This window comes from Plantactinospora sp. CNZ321 (assembly GCF_004217235.1).
The window spans coordinates 5,178,361-5,194,748 of the sequence record NZ_SHKQ01000001.1; the positions used below are offsets into that span (position 1 = coordinate 5,178,361).

Annotated in this window: 15 protein-coding genes and 1 riboswitch; of the genes, 10 read left to right on the forward strand and 5 right to left on the reverse strand. The window is 70.6% G+C overall.

All coding sequences use genetic code 11. The annotated features are described in order from the left end of the window. Positions 1-13 precede the first annotated feature (13 nt). The 3 genes from EV371_RS22345 to EV371_RS22355 all read right to left on the reverse strand — a co-directional run bounded on the left by EV371_RS22345 (position 14) and on the right by EV371_RS22355 (position 2,922). Complete coding sequence (locus tag EV371_RS22345; RefSeq protein ID WP_130463782.1) at positions 14-1,060, reverse strand: Gfo/Idh/MocA family oxidoreductase; 1,047 nt, start codon at positions 1,058-1,060, stop codon at positions 14-16. Further along, complete coding sequence (locus EV371_RS22350; protein ID WP_130463783.1) at positions 1,057-2,166, reverse strand: aminotransferase class I/II-fold pyridoxal phosphate-dependent enzyme; 1,110 nt, start codon at positions 2,164-2,166, stop codon at positions 1,057-1,059. Before EV371_RS22350 ends, EV371_RS22345 begins: the two co-directional genes overlap by 4 nt. A 108-nt stretch (positions 2,167-2,274) precedes the next feature. Further along, positions 2,275-2,922: a TetR/AcrR family transcriptional regulator C-terminal ligand-binding domain-containing protein gene (locus EV371_RS22355; protein WP_130463784.1), complete on the reverse strand. Its 648-nt coding sequence runs from the start codon at positions 2,920-2,922 to the stop codon at positions 2,275-2,277. 153 nt (positions 2,923-3,075) lie between these two features. Between EV371_RS22355 and EV371_RS22360 the strand changes: the two genes are divergently transcribed. The 6 genes from EV371_RS22360 to EV371_RS22385 all read left to right on the forward strand — a co-directional run bounded on the left by EV371_RS22360 (position 3,076) and on the right by EV371_RS22385 (position 9,991). Beyond that, entirely contained in the window at positions 3,076-3,972 is an 897-nt protein-coding gene (locus tag EV371_RS22360) for an ABC transporter permease (protein ID WP_130463785.1), read from the forward strand. Between the two features lie 22 nt (positions 3,973-3,994). Continuing rightward, the gene (locus EV371_RS22365) at positions 3,995-4,768 is read left to right on the forward strand and encodes an ATP-binding cassette domain-containing protein (RefSeq protein ID WP_130466130.1); all 774 of its coding nucleotides are present in this window, start codon (positions 3,995-3,997) and stop codon (positions 4,766-4,768) included. Between the two features lie 216 nt (positions 4,769-4,984). After that, complete coding sequence (locus EV371_RS22370; RefSeq protein WP_486484751.1) at positions 4,985-6,646, forward strand: bifunctional cytidylyltransferase/SDR family oxidoreductase; 1,662 nt, start codon at positions 4,985-4,987, stop codon at positions 6,644-6,646. Positions 6,647-6,719: 73 nt separating this feature from the next. Then, entirely contained in the window at positions 6,720-8,420 is a 1,701-nt protein-coding gene (locus tag EV371_RS22375; protein WP_130463786.1) for a CDP-glycerol glycerophosphotransferase family protein, read from the forward strand. A 31-nt stretch (positions 8,421-8,451) separates the two neighbouring features. Further along, positions 8,452-9,252, forward strand: coding sequence for a GNAT family N-acetyltransferase (locus EV371_RS22380; protein ID WP_486484752.1), 801 nt, complete (start codon positions 8,452-8,454; stop codon positions 9,250-9,252). A 205-nt stretch (positions 9,253-9,457) separates the two neighbouring features. Then, positions 9,458-9,991 carry a DUF2231 domain-containing protein gene (locus EV371_RS22385; RefSeq protein ID WP_130463787.1) on the forward strand — a complete coding sequence of 178 codons (534 nt, stop codon included), beginning with the start codon at positions 9,458-9,460 and terminating at the stop codon, positions 9,989-9,991. A 131-nt stretch (positions 9,992-10,122) separates the two neighbouring features. On the opposite strand, the gene EV371_RS22390 is transcribed toward EV371_RS22385, so the two are convergent. After that, positions 10,123-10,995, reverse strand: a complete 873-nt coding sequence (locus EV371_RS22390) for a C39 family peptidase (RefSeq protein ID WP_349339077.1) — start codon at positions 10,993-10,995, stop codon at positions 10,123-10,125. A gap of 452 nt (positions 10,996-11,447) precedes the next feature. Continuing rightward, positions 11,448-11,589, reverse strand: a riboswitch (cyclic di-AMP (ydaO/yuaA leader). A gap of 255 nt (positions 11,590-11,844) precedes the next feature. On the opposite strand from EV371_RS22390, the gene mdlC reads away from it, so the two are divergent. From mdlC to EV371_RS22405, 3 genes are all read left to right on the forward strand, one after another. Next, positions 11,845-13,449, forward strand: coding sequence for a benzoylformate decarboxylase (gene mdlC / locus EV371_RS22395; RefSeq protein WP_130463789.1), 1,605 nt, complete (start codon positions 11,845-11,847; stop codon positions 13,447-13,449). Positions 13,450-13,805: 356 nt separating this feature from the next. Next, complete coding sequence (locus tag EV371_RS22400; protein WP_486484753.1) at positions 13,806-14,513, forward strand: hypothetical protein; 708 nt, start codon at positions 13,806-13,808, stop codon at positions 14,511-14,513. 92 nt (positions 14,514-14,605) lie between these two features. Then, positions 14,606-14,839: a hypothetical protein gene (locus EV371_RS22405; protein WP_130463790.1), complete on the forward strand. Its 234-nt coding sequence runs from the start codon at positions 14,606-14,608 to the stop codon at positions 14,837-14,839. Between the two features lie 7 nt (positions 14,840-14,846). Here the strand turns inward: EV371_RS22405 and EV371_RS22410 are convergent, their stop codons facing one another. Further along, complete coding sequence (locus EV371_RS22410; protein WP_207230574.1) at positions 14,847-15,848, reverse strand: serine/threonine protein phosphatase; 1,002 nt, start codon at positions 15,846-15,848, stop codon at positions 14,847-14,849. Positions 15,849-16,217: 369 nt separating this feature from the next. Here EV371_RS22410 and EV371_RS22415 point away from each other — a divergent pair, with 369 nt between their 5' ends. Then, on the forward strand, positions 16,218-16,364 hold the full coding sequence (locus EV371_RS22415) for a hypothetical protein (protein ID WP_486484754.1): 147 nt from the start codon (positions 16,218-16,220) through the stop codon (positions 16,362-16,364). The last annotated feature ends 24 nt before the right edge of the window (positions 16,365-16,388 follow it).

Here is a 16,388-nt window from a genome sequence, read left to right on the forward strand (position 1 = left end):
TGAAGAACTGTCGTCAGACGGAGACGGCGCCCGGAGCGCGGTCGATCGCGTCGCTCACCAACGGCGCCACCGACACGGTCGCGCCCGTCGTCGCCGACTCCAGCAGGGCGGCCGCGACCTGCACTGTACGCAGACCCTGCCGCAGTGTCACGATGTCGGTCTCCTTGCCCTCGACGGCATCCCGGAACCGCTCGTGCTCGACCAGCAGCGGCTCCCGCTTCGGGATGGCGTACCGGACCATGTCGCCCTCGGCGACGCCCCGGAACGCCCGCAGCGCCTCCCACTCGGTGTCGATGGCCCCGTTGGCGTAGAAGGTCAGGTCGGCGGTGAGGGTGTCGGCAACGAAGCAGCCCCGGTCGCCGGTGATCACCGTGGACCGCTCCTTGAGCGGGCTGAGCCAGTTCACCAGGTGGTTCACCATGGTGCCGTTGCCGAGCTGCCCCACGGCGGCCACCATGTCCTCGTGCAGCCGACCGCTGCGGGACACCGTACGGGCCGACACCGAGGTGTACTCCTGTCCGGTCACCCAGCTCGTCAGGTCGATGTCGTGGGTGGCCAGGTCCATCACGACGCCCACGTCGGCGATCCGGTGTGGAAACGGTCCCTGCCGGCGGGTGACCACCTGGAAGACCTCGCCCAGCTCCCCCGCCTCCAGCCGGAGCCGCAGGTTCTGCAATGCCGGGTTGTATCGCTCGATGTGTCCGACCCCGGCGACCAGCCCGCGTGACTCGAACGCCTCGACGAGCCGGGTGGCCGCCTCGACCGACTGGGCGAGCGGCTTCTCGATCAGCGCACCGATGCCGCTGGCGGCCAGCTCCATGCCGACCGGCTCGTGCAGTGCGGTGGGGCAGGCCACCACCGCATAGTCGATCTTCATCTCGATCAGCTCGGCGACGGTGGAGACCACCGGTACCGGCAGCGCGCCGGTGGGGTCGCCGGCCGGGTCCACCACACCGACGAACCGCACACCGTCCAGGTTGGACAGGATTCGGGCGTGGTTGCGCCCCATGGCGCCGAGACCGATCAGCCCGGCCCGCAGGGTACGGGAGGCCGCGTTCACCGGGCACCGCCCAGGCTGTTCGCCGCGTCCGCGATCCGCGCCAGGTCGTGCTCGGTCAGCGCCGGGTGGATCGGTAGCGACACCACCTCGCGGGCGGCCCGCTCGGTCTCCGGCAGGTCCCAGGGACCGGGCCTGCCGTTCTCGTCCAGGTAGGGCCGGAGCCGGTGGATCGGGGTCGGGTAGTAGACCGCGTTGCCCACCCCCCGGTCCAGCAGCTGCCGCTGGGCGGCGTCCCGGTCCCCGGTCACCCGCACCGTGTACTGGTGGTAGACGTGCCGCGCCGCGTCGGCGACCGGCGGGGTGACCACTCCGGTGATCCGGGAGTCGAGGAACTTGGCGTTCGACCGGCGCTGCTCGGTCCACTCCGGCAGCTGCCGCAGCTGCACCCGGCCGATCGCCGCCGCCACGTCGGTGAGCCGCATGTTCGCGCCGACGATCTCGTTGGCGTACCGCTGCTCCATGCCCTGGTTGCGCAGCAGCCGCAGGGTACGGGCCAACTCGGGATCCGGGGTCGTGATCATGCCGCCCTCCAGGGCGTGCATGTTCTTCGTCGGGTAGAAGCTGAAGCAGCCCGCGATGCCGAAGGCGCCGACCGGGGTACCGCCGAGCGCCGCACCGTGCGCCTGGGCGGCGTCCTCGACGACCGCCAGGTCGTGCCGCTGCGCGATCGGCATCAGCCGGTCCATCGCGGCGGGGTGGCCGTAGAGGTGCACCGGCATGATCGCCTTGGTGCGCGGGGTGATCGCCGCCTCGACCGCGGCCGGGTCCACGCAGAAGCTGCCCGGCTCGATGTCCACGAAGACCGGCTCGGCGCCGACCAGCCGAACCGCGTTGGCGGTGGCCGCGAAGGAGAACGAGGGGACGATCACCTCGTCACCCCGGCCGAGGCCCAGCGCCAGCAGGGCCAGGTGCAGCGCGGAGGTGCCCGAGTTGACCGCGACGCAGTGCCGGCCGGCCACCAGCTCGGAGAACTCCTCCTCGAAGGCCGCCACCTCCGGGCCCTGCACCACCCGGCCGCTGCGGAGCACCCGGACCGCCGCTTCGATCTCGGCGTCTCCGATGACTGGTTTCGCGGGTGGAATCAGGTCTGCGTTCTGCCCGGCCATGGGCATCCTCCTTCGGTGGGGGATCGCAATCGGCATGCGATGCTAGCTCGTTGCGGGGTAGCGGGAACGAGTGGTGCGGGGTAGGTCACGAGGGGTGTGCGGGGTAGGTCACGAGGGGTGTGCGGACGCGGCGACCGCGTCGCCCGACGGCACCGGCTCGATGGCGCCGAGTCCGGCCGCGACGGCGGCGGCCAATCGTGGTACGTATGCCTCCGGAAGGGGGGTACGGGCGACGGCGAGCCGCCAGTAGAGCGGGCCGACGATCAGGTCCACGGCCTCGTCGGGATCCGCGCCCGCGGGTAGCTCCCCACGGTCGACCGCCCGGCCGAGCAACAGTATGCCGATGTCTCGCTGGTTCGCCCGCAGCGCCTCTTGCAGGGTCAGCGCTATCTGCGGATTGCGGGCCGCCTCGGCCAGCAGATCGGGGATGATCTGCGAGGCCAGTGGGTGTCGCAGGGCCCGGGCCAGGATCCGCAACAGCACCTCGAGGTCGCCGCGCAGGGTGCCGGTGTCCGGCAACGGTAGGCTCTGCCCCGCAACCCGGGACACGATCTCCAGTACCATCTCCAGCTTCGAGGGCCACCGGCGATAGATCGCCGTCTTGCCGACTCCCGCCCGGCGCGCGACTGCCTCGATCGAGAGCCGTCCGTAGCCGACCGCGGCGAGTTCCTTCATCACGGCTCGGCGGATCGCGTCGGTGATCTCCCCTCGGAGCACCGCCGCTCCCGCTGGAGCACGCCGGTTGTCGGTCGCCACGTCGGCCAATATAGCGCGACGACGGTACGGTTGCGTCCCGACGTACGATCGACTACGTTCCACGCAAGCGACGACCACCGTTGCCCCTTACCTCCGGCCACGGTCGCTTTGTCGCACCCATCTTGCAGCCCGAACAGATCGGAGCGCCCAGCTATGGCCCCCACGGCGGTAGCCGATCCCGACTCGGGCCTGACCGGGGCACAACTCGCCGCCCGGTACGGCCTGACCGTCGCCGGCGAGAGACCCACGCTGATCGCCTACACCAAGCAGTTGTGGTCCTACCGCCACTTCATCTCGGCGTACGCGACGGCGAGGCTGGTCGCCACCTTCGCCAACGCCCGCCTGGGCCGGATCTGGCAGGTGCTGACGCCGCTGACCAACGCCGCGATCTACTACCTGATCTTCGGCGTGATCCTCGACACCCAGCGGGGCGTCCCGAACTTCATCGCGTACCTCTGCGTCGGCCTCTTCGTCTTCACCTTCAGCCAGACCGTGGTGACCGGCGGCACCCAGTCGATCATCGGCAACCTCGGACTGATCCGGGCGCTGCACTTCCCCCGGGCCGCCCTGCCGATCGCCGTGACCCTGACCCAGTTCCAGACCCTGATCTCCGCGATGGTGGTGCTGATCGCCATCGTGCTGATCACCGGCGAACCGCTGACCCTGGAATGGCTGATGCTGGTACCGGCGTTGCTGCTCCAGTCGGTGTTCAACGCCGGGCTGGCGCTCGGGATGGCCCGGCTCGGCGCCAAGATCACCGACCTCAAGCAGCTCATGCCGTTTCTCATGCGGACCTGGATGTACGCCTCCGGCGTGCTCTACAGCGTGGAGTTCTTCTCCCAGAACCTGCCGGGTTGGGCCTCGACGATCGTCGAGGCGAACCCGCTGCTCGTCTTCATCGAGCTGGTTCGACACGCCCTGCTGGAGGGCGCGCCGATCACCTCGACGGCACCCCGCCTGTGGCTGCTGGCCGTCGGCTGGACGCTGGTGTCGGTCGTCGCCGGATACGTCTACTTCTGGCGCGGGGAACAGGAGTACGGCCGTGGCTGAACAACACCAGGTCCACCCGGGCATGGCGAGCATCGCCGGCCAGCGCATCCCCACGGTCATCGCCGAGGACGTACACCTGATCTACCGGGTGCACGGGGGCGCCTCCAGCAGCAGCCCGGCCGCGACGCTCAAGCGGATCATCTCCCGGGCCCCGCAGGCCAACGTCCGGGAGGTGCACGCGGTCAAGGGAGTCAGCTTCACCGCGTACCGGGGCGAGGCGATCGGGCTGATCGGGAGCAACGGCTCCGGCAAGTCCACCCTGCTCCGGGCGATCGCCGGGCTGATGCCGACGAGCCGTGGGGCGATCTACACCCAGGGGCAGCCGTCGCTGCTGGGCGTCAACGCCGCCCTGCTCAACGACCTCTCCGGCGAGCGGAACGTGGCGCTGGGCTGCCTCGCCATGGGCATGTCGCCGGAGCAGGTCCGCAAGGTCACGCCGGAGATCGTCGAGTTCTCCGGGATCAACGAGCGGGGTGACTTCGCCTCGCTGCCCATGCGGACGTACTCCTCCGGCATGGCGGCCCGGCTGCGGTTCTCGATCGCGGCGGCGAAGAAGCACGACGTACTGCTGGTCGACGAGGCGCTGGCCACCGGCGACGCCCGCTTCCGGCGCCGCAGCGAGGCCCGGGTGCGCGAACTGCGTGCCGAGGCGGGCACGGTGTTCCTGGTCAGCCACGCGATCGGGACGATCCGCACCACCTGCGAACGCACCATCTGGCTGGAATCCGGGCTGATCCGGGCCGACGGCCCCACCGACGAGGTGGTGCCGGAGTACGAGAAGTTCATGAAGAAGTGATCCGGACGGCTTGCCGGTGTCGATCGGACCACTCGGCCTCGGCACCGGCGAGCCATCGCACCGCGCTAGGGTCCTAGGGGCCACGCGGCCCGGCGCGACCCGATCGCCCGGCAGGCGGCGACGGCGCCCACCGCAACAGCAGCACCTACCGCAACAGCAGCAGTCATCGGCAACGCAGCATCCATCGGAACAGCGGGTAGTCAGTGAGGGATCGGCATGGTGCTTGACCCGGCAACGCGGCCGGCCGGCCAGCCGGACGCCGCCCGGTGGCGGCCCACCCGGACCGTGGCGGTGGTTCTGGCCGGAGGCACCGGGACCCGGGTCGGCCTCGGCATTCCCAAGCAGCTTCTCAAGATCGCCGGAAAGCCGATCCTCGAACACACCATCACGGTCTTCGAGTCCGCACCCGAGATCGACGAGATCATCGTGCTGATGGCGCCCGGCTTCCTGGACGAGGCACGGCAGATCGTGGACAAGGCCGGCTTCCGCAAGGTCAGCCAGGTGATCGAGGGCGGGGACACGCGCAACGCCACCACCCGGCTGGCGCTGGCCGCGATCGGACCGGACGACTGCAACCTGCTCTTCCACGACGCCGTCCGGCCGCTGCTGAGCCCCCGGATCGTCCGGGAGTGCGTCAACGCACTCTGGACGTACTCCGCCGTCGACGTGGCCATCCCGTCGGCCGACACGATCATCCAGGTGGACGACGACGACTGCATCACCGACATCCCGGTCCGTTCCCGGCTGCGCCGGGGGCAGACACCGCAGGCGTTCCGGTCCGGCACCATCCGAGCCGCGTACGCGCTGGCCGCGCAGGATCCGGACTTCAGCGCCACCGACGACTGCGGGGTGGTGCTCCGTTACCTGCCCGAGGTGCCGATCAAGGTCATCGAGGGCTCGGACGAGAACATCAAGGTGACGCACCCGGTCGACGTACACCTTGCCGACAAGCTGTTCCAGCTCGCCGCCGCCCAGGCGCCCCGACTGCGCGACGAGCGGGCGTACGTCGAGGAGCTCAGCGGCCGCACGGTGGTGGTCTTCGGCGGCAGCGAGGGGATCGGCGCGCGGCTGGCCGAGGTCGCCCGGGGCTACGGCGCGAACGTCTTCCCGGTCAGCCGGTCGAGCACCGGCACCCACGTGGAGCGGGGCGAGGACGTCGCCGCCGCACTGCGCGACGCCTTCGAGGCCACCGGCCGGATCGACCACGTGGTGGTGACCGCCGGGGTGCTCCGGATGGGCGCGCTCGCCGAGATGGACGAGGCGACCATCGCGCAGATGCTCCAGGTCAACCTGGTCGCCCCGGTGGACATCGCCCGGCAGGCGCTGCCCTACCTGCGACAGACCCGGGGCCAACTGCTGCTTTACACCTCCAGCTCCTACACCCGGGGCCGGGCCCGGTACGCCCTCTACTCCGCCACCAAGGCGGCCGTGGTCAACCTCACCCAGGCGCTCGCCGACGAGTGGTCCGAGTTCGGCGTACGGGTGAACTGCGTCAACCCGGAGCGGACCGCGACCCCGATGCGGACCCGGGCGTTCGGGGAGGAACCGGAGCACACCCTGCTGGCGGCCGACACGGTGGCACGGGTCTCGCTGGACGTGCTGCTCTCCGGGCTGACCGGCCAGGTGGTCGACGTCCGCCGCTCCCCCGGCGACCCCCCGGCGGAGGCCGCGGGACAGTCTGTCGAGCCGGGCGGCGTCGAGACCGGCCGCCGGTCCGCCGGGCCGGACGGCAGCGACTCCGGCGGCCGGTCCGCCGCACCCGACGGCAGTGACTCCGGCCGCCGGTCGGACGGTTCGGGCCGGGAGCCCGGACCCGACCGGATCGGCCGACAACGCTCCACGGAACTGGTGCCGCCGCCCCGGGTCGGCACCGCCTAGCCGGGTCCGCACCTCCGAGATCACCGTCCGGCGACGATCACCCCTCCGGCGGTCCGTCCCAGGAAGGAAGCGCATGCGTGGCGATCTGGTCAGGAAACTGACCGTCCGGTGTCTGAGCGCCGGCCTGGCCGTGCTGTCCTTCCTGGTCCTCGCCCTCACCTCGGCCGAGCTGCCGGGCCTCGCCCTGGCGGCGGCCGGTGCCGTCGCGGTCTGGCTGGAGCGCCGGGTCAACCCGCGCGCCGACCTGGTCGCCGAGCCGGTCCTGCTGATCGCCGGGATCCTGGTCGGGTACGCCCACCGGGTCCCCGAGGCCGGATGGAACTCCGTGGCGTTGGCGCTCACCGGGGCGGCCCTGCTCGGGCTGACCCTGACCGAGCGGCCGCTGCGGGACGCCGCCGAGCTGGAGGTGCGCTCGGCCAACCTCGGCGTACGGTCGTCGCCGCTGCTCGTCGCCGACCGGCTCGGGCCGGCGGTCCTGGTCCTACTGGTGGTACTCGCCGGAATGGCGGCGCTGACCCTGCCGGTCTGGCCCGCTCTGGTCCTCACCGTGCTGGTCGGCGCGGCCGCCACGGTCGGTGCGGTGGGGCCGATCGCACTGCGCCGGCTGCGTCCCTCCGGCGGGCAGAGCGCGGTCACCCACGCGCTCCGCCGGCACCAGCCGGAGTTCCTGCTCTACTTCTCCGCGCCGCCCGGCTCGGAATACCAGGTCATGATGTGGCTGCCGTACCTGGAGCGGATCGGGCGGCCGTTCATGGTGCTGCTCCGGGAGCCGAACTTCCTGCCGGCGATCTCCGCCGCCACCAGTGCGCCGGTGGTGGTCTGCCCGACACCACGCTCGATCGACGAGGCGATCGTGCCGAGCCTGCGAGTGGCGTTCTATGTCAACCACGGCGCCAAGAACAGCCACTGCATCCGCTTCGCGCATCTCACGCACATCCAGTTGCACCACGGCGACAGCGACAAGGCGCCGAGCGCCAACCCGGTCTCCGCGATCTTCGATCGGATCTTCGTGGCCGGGCAGGCGGCGATCGACCGGTACGCCCGCAACGGCGTGACCATCCCCCGGGAGAAGTTCGCCATCGTCGGCCGGCCGCAGGTGGAGTCGATCGCGGTGCGCCGGGAACCGATCCGGGACCGGGCCGACAAGGTGGTGCTCTACACGCCCACCTGGACCGGTCACAACGCCGACGTCGACCACTGCTCGCTGCCGGTCGGCGAGACCCTGGTTCGCGGGCTGCTGGACCGGGGTGTGACGGTGATCCTGCGGGCCCACCCCTACACCTCGCAGAACCCGGCCTCGGCCCGGCAACTCGCCCGGATCGAGCAACTCCTCGCCGAGCACCGGACCAGCACGGGGCGGCAGCACGTCTTCGGCGCCGACGCGGCGAAGAAGATGACCCTGGTCGACTGCGTCAACGCCTCCGACGCGCTGGTTTCGGACGTCTCCGCGGTGATCTCCGACTACCTCTACTCCGGCAAGCCGTACGCGGTCACGGACCGGGTCGGTGAGGGTGACCGGTTCGTCGAGGGGTTCCCGCTGGCCGGCTCGGGGTACGTGCTGGACTCGCAGATGTCCAACCTGGACGACGTACTGGACCGGCTGCTGGGCAGCGATCCGCTGGCCGAGGTCCGGTGGCAGACCCGTACCCGCTATCTCGGCGACTTCCCCGAGCAGCGCTACGCCGACGGGTTCCTGGAGGAGGCCCGCCGGCAGGTGGCCGGCGCCAGGGCGGCCCGCCCGGTGCCGTCGCCCCGCCCCGCACCGGTCTCCTGAGGTCGATCGACGGCTGTGCCATGATGCGTCGGTGACGACGATCAGGACCAGTCAGGACCGGAACGAACTGGCCGACCTGCTGCGCCGCGATCCCCACCTGCACGCGTACGAACTCGGCGACCTCGACGACTTCTACTGGCCGTACACCACCTGGTACCGGTACGACGACGCGGTGGCGCTGCTCTACCAGGGCGGGCCCACCCCGGTACTGCTGGCGCTGCACCGCTCGCCGGCGGTGCTGACCGAACTGCTCACCGGTCTCCTCCCGCTGCTGCCCCGGCACTTCGAGGCACACCTCTCCCCCGGCGGCGCGGCGGTGCTGTCCCGGAAGTACCCGGTCAGGTCGCGCGGGTTGCACCTGAAGATGGCGCTCACCGACCCGGACCGGCTGGCTCGGATGGCGCCCGGCGGCGAGGTGCTCACCGAGGCCGACCTACCGGAGCTGACCGCGCTCTACCGGGCGGCCTACCCGGGGAACTGGTTCGACCCCCGGATGGTCGAGACCGGGCACTACGTGGGGCTGCGCCGCGACGGCGAACTGATTGCCGTCGCCGGGGTGCACGTCTGGTCGCCCCGTTACCGGGTGGCCGCGCTGGGCAACGTGACGACGGCTCCGGCGTACCGGGGGCAGGGGTTGGCCAGCACGGTGGTGGCGACACTCTGCCGGCGGCTGCTGGAAACCGTCGACACGGTGGCGTTGAACGTCGTCGCGGAGAACACCGCCGCCTACAAGCTGTACGACCGGCTCGGCTTCAGCCCGATCGCCGAGTACGCCGAGTACACCGTCGGCGAGCCGGCACCCACCCCCGAGGCGGATGTCCGTCCGCTGTGAACCGAACCGGCGATGAACCGGACCCCGGCACGTAGCGGTCCGACCCTTGTCAAGGGTCGACACCGCGGGCACCATGTCAACGTTCTCGAAAGCCGCCAGTCCGCCAGACGCCGGGCCGCCAGGCATCCGGGCCGGCTGTCCGCCCCGTCCATACGTCTGCCGTCCATCCCTGTCTTCGCAGCCGATCTGTCGCCGAGGAGCGCCGGTGCTTGAGGAGTTCATGGGCATTCCCGCCCACCCCTTCCTGGTCCATCTCGCGGTGGTGTTCGTGCCACTGCTCGCCCTGACCACGGTCGGGTACGCGTTCGTCCCGTTCGTCCGTCCGCACCTGCGTTGGGTGCTGGGACTGCTCGCCGTCGCCACCCCGCTGGCCGCGCTGATGGCCAAGCTCTCCGGTGACCGGTTCCTCGCCCGGCTGGAGTCCCGCAACCGGGTCAGCCCGGAGTACGTCCCGCGGCTGGCGGAGCACCAGGACCTCGGTACCAACACCCTGTTCGCGACGATCGCGCTCGGGGTGCTGGCCCTGGCGCTGGTCGTCCTCGTCAAGCCCCGCGGCGCCGCCGCGGCGCCGACCGGTGGGGCGGACGGGGACGGCGCAGCCGGCACGACTGCCAAGGGGGCGCCGATGCTGCTGACGCTGGTGCTCGCTGTGCTGTCCCTGGCGGCGGCGGGGATCGCCCTCTACTACGTGTTCCGCACCGGCGACACGGGCGCCCAGGCGGTGTGGGAGGGCCAGTGATCAACCCCTGATCGCGGGCCTGGTCGCGCCCCGAAGAGGACGCCGGCCCGCCCCACATCCCGGTCGGCACGGGTCGTCCGGGTGGGTGGGGCGGGCCGGCGTCTGGGTTGTCGCTACCGGCGGGCGGGGGGTCAGGACGAGTAGCCCCGGGTGGCCACCCAGTTCGCCAGGTCGATGGTGGTCATCCAGTAGTGGCTGTCCGCGCCCGGGATGGCCGGGTCGGCGATCTTCACGGTACGACCGTCGTCGCGGTAGCCGACCACGGTCACGTAGTGCCCGCCGGGGTAGCTGTGCCAGCCGCCCGCGAGGTCGGTGGCCGAGCCGGCGATGTTGACGACCACGGCGTGCCCGCTGGTGACGGCGCGCACCACGTCCGCCTGGAGTTGGTCCATCTGGGCCGGGGTGGCGGCGCCACCGGGGATCGCGGTGGTGCGGTAGACATCGGTCCCAATGATCTTGTTCAGCACCCGGGTGGTGTCATGGGCCGAGTTCGTGCCGCTCATCGTGGTGCCGAGGTCGGCGGCGACCGCGTCCTGGCTCGGCTGCTTGTCCCGGACGGTCAGCGCGATCCGGGTGGCGGCCGGGCCGCAGTACCAGCCGTTGATCTGGGCCTGGAACCGGTAGTCCAGCAGCTTCGACTCGGGTGGCGCCGGTGGCTTGCTCGGGCTGCTGACCGGGGCGGCCCTGGTCGCCTTGCTGGCCGCCGGGGCGGGCTCGGTGGTCGCCGGCTGCGACGGGGTCGCCGGCTTGGTGGTTGCCGGGGCGGTGCTGTCCGGGCTGGTGCCGCCCGGGGCGGCGGTGGCGGCTCCGGCCTGTCCCGCCGCCGGGCTGCCGTGATCGGCGACGGCGACGGTCGAGGTCTGCGGGCTCTCCGTCGAGCCGGTCGAGGTCAGGACGACTCCGGTGGACGCGGCTGCGGCGAGCACCGCGGCCGAGGCGAGCGCGAGCCGGTTGCGCCGGCCCGACATGGCGGTCCTGAACCGTCCGTTAATCGCGTGCTTCAACGTTTCCTCCAGGGGAAATGCGCGTCACCCACACCGGGGGGCAAGGAATGACGTGGCGTTTCTGTCGCTGCCGGAATGTGCCGTGAAATCGCACGGAGTCGCACGGGACGGCCCGCCGAGAAACGTTCGGCGGAACGGACCGATGGTGCGAGCGGACCGGTGGCACGCCGACCGGCGGTAGCGCCGCTTTCGGCGTACCTGTGGAATCAGCGGCACCACGATCCGTCGCCGCCGGCTGACGGCCTCAGCGGGAACTCTCGGCCAGCTGGCCGGCGGCCCCGCGGTGCCCGCGCGTCGACGACTTCGGCGGCACAGACCGCTATCGGGTCAGGTTCGGGTGCCGCCCGGGGACCGAGTGGTCCGGGACGGTCGCGGCGGCCGGGCGCGGGACCGCGACGCAGCGAGGGAACCGGGGGGACGGGCCAGGGCCCGGGTGGTGCGGCACGAACACGTACTCCTTCCGACACCGCCTACCGGGTTAGCTGACGGATTCGGGCGGGAAGGCCGCCCTACCACGGGCCAGCGGCTCGCGGATTCACCCCAGATAACTGTGGGTCCCCGGCTCGTTACCTAACGACTCGGCGGGTCTGCTCCGGTGTCACCAGATGGTGACCAAGGGGCCGGACCAGACGCGCCGAGATTACTGGCCGCCTTCTGCCGTTGCCAACCCTGCTGAACAGCGAAAACAGTGACCCAGAACGCGATTGGGACATCGCGCGGCCGGCCGCCGGGCCCCGAGCGACCAGCCAGATAAACCAGCATGATCATGTACGGGTGCGGTATGACGGAAATGACCGGCTTAGCCCGGTGGTCCGAGGATGGGACGAGGACTCCAGGAGGCTCCTTCCGATGACAACGGTGCACGAAGCGACCTACGACCTGCTCCGTTCCCTCGGCCTGACCACCCTGTTCGGCAACCCGGGCTCCACCGAGGAGCCATTCCTGAAGAACTTTCCGGCCGACTTCGCCTACGTTCTGGCCCTTCAGGAGGCCTCCGCGGTAGCGATGGCGGACGGCTACTCCCAGTCCAGCGGCCGGCCGGTGCACGTCAACCTGCACACCGCGCCCGGCACCGGAAACGGCATGGGGAGCCTGGTCACCGCCTGGCACAACAAGACACCAATGATCGTGACCGCCGGCCAGCAGACCCGGACGATGAACCTGTCCGAGCCGATGCTGACGAATGTGCGTCCGACCCAACTCCCCGAGCCGTACGTCAAATGGAGCCACGAGCCGCTGCGCGCCCAGGACATCCCGGAGGCGTTCATGCGGGCATTCGCCACCGCCGTAGCTCCGCCGGCCGGCCCGGTGTACCTCTCCCTGCCGCTGGACGACTGGGACGAGCCTGCCACCGGCACCGCGCAGGTGCGCCGGGTGAGCACCCGGGTCGCCCCCGACCCAGCGGAGCTGGACCGGTTCGCCGAGATCCTGGCGGCCAGTCGGCACCCCATGCTGGTGATCGGGCCCGCGGTGGACCGGACCGGTGGCTGGGCCGAGGCGATCGCCCTCGCCGAACGGAGCCGAGCACCCGTCTGGCAGCCACCATTCGCGGACCGGGTCGGCTTTCCGCAGGACCACCCTCAGTTTCAGGGGCTGCTGCCGCCGGCCATCGGGCCACTGGCCGAGAAGCTGGTCGGCCACGACACCGTACTGGTGATCGGTGCCCCGGTGTTCCGTTACTACCCATACGTCCCCGGTCGACGGGGTTACCTGCCGGGCGGCACCCGGCTGCTGCACATCACCGACGACCCGGCCGAGGCCGCCCGGGCACCGGTCGGCGACAGCCTGCTCGGGGACGTCGCGCTCGCCTGCGCCGGGCTGGCCGAGCGGCTGCCAGCAAGCGACCGACCGATGCCACCGCCCCGGGCCGCCGCGCCGGACGGAGCTGCCACGGGCCCCCCGCTCGACCCGGCGGCGCTCTTCGGCGCACTCGCCGCCGAGTGGCCGGCAGACGGCATCGTGGTCCCCGAATCCCCCTCCAACCTCAGCGTGCTGCACCGGCAACTGACCATCACCCGGCCGGGTTCGTACTTCAAGATGGCCAGCGGCGGCCTGGGCTTCGCGCTGCCGGCGGCGGTCGGCATCGCGCTCGCCCAGCGGGACATCCGACAGCACCGGCCGGTGGTGGCGGTGATCGGTGACGGCTCGTTCCAGTACTCCCCGCAGGCGCTCTGGACCGCCGCGCAGCATCGGCTGCCGATCGTCTTCGTGGTGCCGGTCAACCACGAGTACGGCGTGCTGAAGGCCTTCGCCGACCTGGAGGACGCACCGGGAGTCCCGGGGCTGGAACTCCCCGGACTGGACATTCCGGGCATCGCCCGCGGCTACGGCTGCACCGCTCACCAGGTGGAGTCGGTGGACGAGTTCCGGACGGCATTCCGGGCCGCCCTCGGCATCGAGAGCCCGACCGTGCTGGCCGTGCCGATCACCCGGGACGTCGCGCCGCTGCTCTGACCGCCGCCAGGTGTCACGGTCCGGTCGGCATATACGGTCAGTGCCTGATTGCCCGGGATCGGCAGGGCCTACCTCGACCCCACCGGGGCCCGGGCGGGAGTAATGATCGACTTCCCGGGCGCGGAATGTTGGCGGCCAGCGGATCGTTACATTACGCGTACGGCTGAGTACCACCCCCCGTGACCTGGACTGGTGGCCGAGCCTTCGGGAATGATCCCGGGCCACCGGTCGTTACATACTGTGTTCGCCCGAGTACCGGCACCCCCTGGAGCCGTGTGTGGGCGTACCCCTCTCTCCTCCAATGACACCCCATCCCCCCGGTGGGGTGTTCATCCCCGATTGGAAGGAAGACCATCATGAACACCACCATGTTCAGCCGATGGCTCCCGGCCATCGAGCAGACCTCCCTGATCCGTAGGACCGCCCTGGGTGTGGCTGGTCTGGCCTTCGTCGGCGGTACCGTCGCCGGCCCGGCCGTCGCCGCGCAGGCCGCCCCCGAGCATGTCGGCACCCCGGTGTCGCAATCGGTCCTGGCCGACAAGGACGACAAGGGTGGCAAGGACATCCTCAAGCACGACAAGCGGGACAAGGACCGCAAGAGTAAGGATCGTAAGCCGTCGCGGGACAAGCTGGTACCGCACGGTGTGCAGGGCAAGCAGTCGAGGATCCCGCTGTCGGGTGAGCAGTCCGACAACGTCAGGGCGATCGTGAAGGCCACCAAGAAGGCCGGCCTGGACGAACGCGCCGCGGTGATCGCGGTCGGTACCAGCCTGCAGGAGTCGAAGCTGGAGAACCTGGGTCACCTCGGTGCCCGTAACGACCACGACTCGCAGGGCCTGTTCCAGCAGCGCCCGTCCTCGGGCTGGGGCTCGGTGGAACAGATCACCGATCCGGAGTACTCCACCACCGCGTTCCTCACCGGACTGAAGCAGGTTGACGGCTGGCAGAACCTGCCACTGACCGTGGCCGCGCAGAAGGTACAGGTCTCCGCGTACCCCGACGCCTACGCACAGTGGGAGGACCAGGCCGCCGACCTCGTCGCCGACGCCTGGACCAACAGCTGACACACCACACCAACACCAACCCGCTGGCCGGGTCCCCACCACCGGGGACCCGGCCAGCGGCGTCTCCGGGTACGGCCTGGCACACTGCCGGGATGACCCAGAATCCTGACTTCGCCGTGAGCCTGCGTGGGTATGACCGGGACGAGGTGAACGAACTGATCCGTCGGGGCAACGACGCGCTTGTGTCGGGCACCCCGGCGGAGCGTGCCGCAGTCGCGGAGCAGCTTCGCCGGCCTGTGCTTACCGTTCGGTTGCGCGGCTACGATCGGATTCAGGTGATGGGTCACCTCGACCAACTGGTGAACCGCCTCACGGCGACGGGTTGAACAGGTATCAGTCGACAGGTTGGCCGTTCCCTCCGGTGCCGCTCGAAGCTGCGCGATTCGTACGTGCGCGATTGTTGCTCGACCTACGTACCCCGGCACCGGGAATCCGGCTCAACTCCTGGGTGATCTCCTGGGTCGGGTATGGCGCTGTCCGCGTCTCGCCGAAGAACTTCCAGTAGAAGCCGTTCATGACCGCCGCGACGGGCGCGTAACGGGTGATCAGCTCCGCCACCGACTCGGGGACGCCGACGGGTCGGGCTCCCGCCGCACAGCGGCGAATGTAGTCGTGGTGTTCGACGGGTCCACCGGTGTCGGGAACGGCTATCCCGACGACATTGGCGACCATCCAGTTGAGCAGGTCCCGCACGAGATAGCCGGCGTCGTGGCTCGTGTGCTGTGCGACGAAGTTCCGCTCGTCCGGCGACAGGTCGAACCGGGACGAGATGGCCAGGCCGAGATCCGCCAGGTAGAGGCGGCGACCGTCAGTAAGGATGTTGCCGAGGTGAGCGTCGAAGTGCAGCAGGCCATTGGCGTTCATGAAGGCGATGTCGGCGCTCAGGCATCGCTGCGCCCTAGCGCAGGCGTCGGCGACGATGTCTGGGCCGGAGGCGAGCTGGTCAGCCAGCCAGGCGTCCAGTTTGCCCGGGATGTATTCAAGGCACAGCACAACGCTCGCCGATGCCTCGGCGAGCGCATGTAGCCGCCGTCGCACCGCCGCCGATCCGTCCCAGTACGCGACGACACGATCGATCTCGGCAAGCTCGTCGGCCAGCGGCACCGCGCCGGGCAGCACACGCCAGTGATACATCAGTGGGAACGCCTCGGTTCGCTTGGCGAGCACCCAGTTCGTCGTCATCGTGTTGGCAGCGACTTCCCGCCAGGCGCCGACGCCGCTACTGCCGTACGCCGCGACTCCGTACTGGTAGAACATGGGCAGCTCGAACAGGTTCGCGGTGGACATGATGTTCCGCGGCTGGCGTTCCAGGTCGGTCAGGGCGATCCGCTTCACGAAGACCGGAACACCCGCGACGTCCAGCAGCGCCCAGGTGCCGCCGATGCCGGACCCGTTTTCCTGTGCCGTGGCGACGAGCTGACCGAGCTGGTGATCGTTGAGTAGGGCCAACGAGGTGGACACGTCGCCGTACCTGAGCACACGGGCCGGGTGTGACATGTCTGTGCTGTCGTCCGGCAGTCCGCTCACCGCTCACCTGTATTCCGACCTGGCAATCCTCCGAGGCTCGCGGAGAGCCTAACGGTGACGCGCCTGGCGGCGGCGGACGACCCTGAGCAGCCACGTACAACCCGCCGCGGGGCGCGCTCTCCGCACACCGGTGTCCGGGGCACCATCACCCCGTTCGGGTCCCGCACGGCGTGGCCGGTGGTGGCCGACGAATGGATCCGGGGGCGCACCATCACGCTCGGCACCGGCGAGCGGGGTACCGCCGTGGCGCTGGACGCCGACGCGGCGGTGGCCGCCCTGGACGGCCGGCTCGCCGACGTCACCGACCCGGAACCGCCGCGCTGACCCGGCGGGGGCGGCCGGGCAGGG

Excerpts from the sequence above, each read along its gene's own strand:
- EV371_RS22350 (WP_130463783.1), bottom strand. The coding sequence starts at position 2,166 with ATGGCCGGGCAGAACGCAGACCTGATTCCACCCGCGAAACCAGTCATC.
- EV371_RS22360 (WP_130463785.1), top strand. The coding sequence starts at position 3,076 with ATGGCCCCCACGGCGGTAGCCGATCCCGACTCGGGCCTGACCGGGGCA.
- EV371_RS22365 (WP_130466130.1), top strand. The coding sequence starts at position 3,995 with ATGGCGAGCATCGCCGGCCAGCGCATCCCCACGGTCATCGCCGAGGAC.
- EV371_RS22370 (WP_486484751.1), top strand. The coding sequence starts at position 4,985 with ATGGTGCTTGACCCGGCAACGCGGCCGGCCGGCCAGCCGGACGCCGCC.
- EV371_RS22375 (WP_130463786.1), top strand. The coding sequence starts at position 6,720 with ATGCGTGGCGATCTGGTCAGGAAACTGACCGTCCGGTGTCTGAGCGCC.
- mdlC (WP_130463789.1), top strand. The coding sequence starts at position 11,845 with ATGACAACGGTGCACGAAGCGACCTACGACCTGCTCCGTTCCCTCGGC.
- EV371_RS22400 (WP_486484753.1), top strand. The coding sequence starts at position 13,806 with ATGAACACCACCATGTTCAGCCGATGGCTCCCGGCCATCGAGCAGACC.
- EV371_RS22405 (WP_130463790.1), top strand. The coding sequence starts at position 14,606 with ATGACCCAGAATCCTGACTTCGCCGTGAGCCTGCGTGGGTATGACCGG.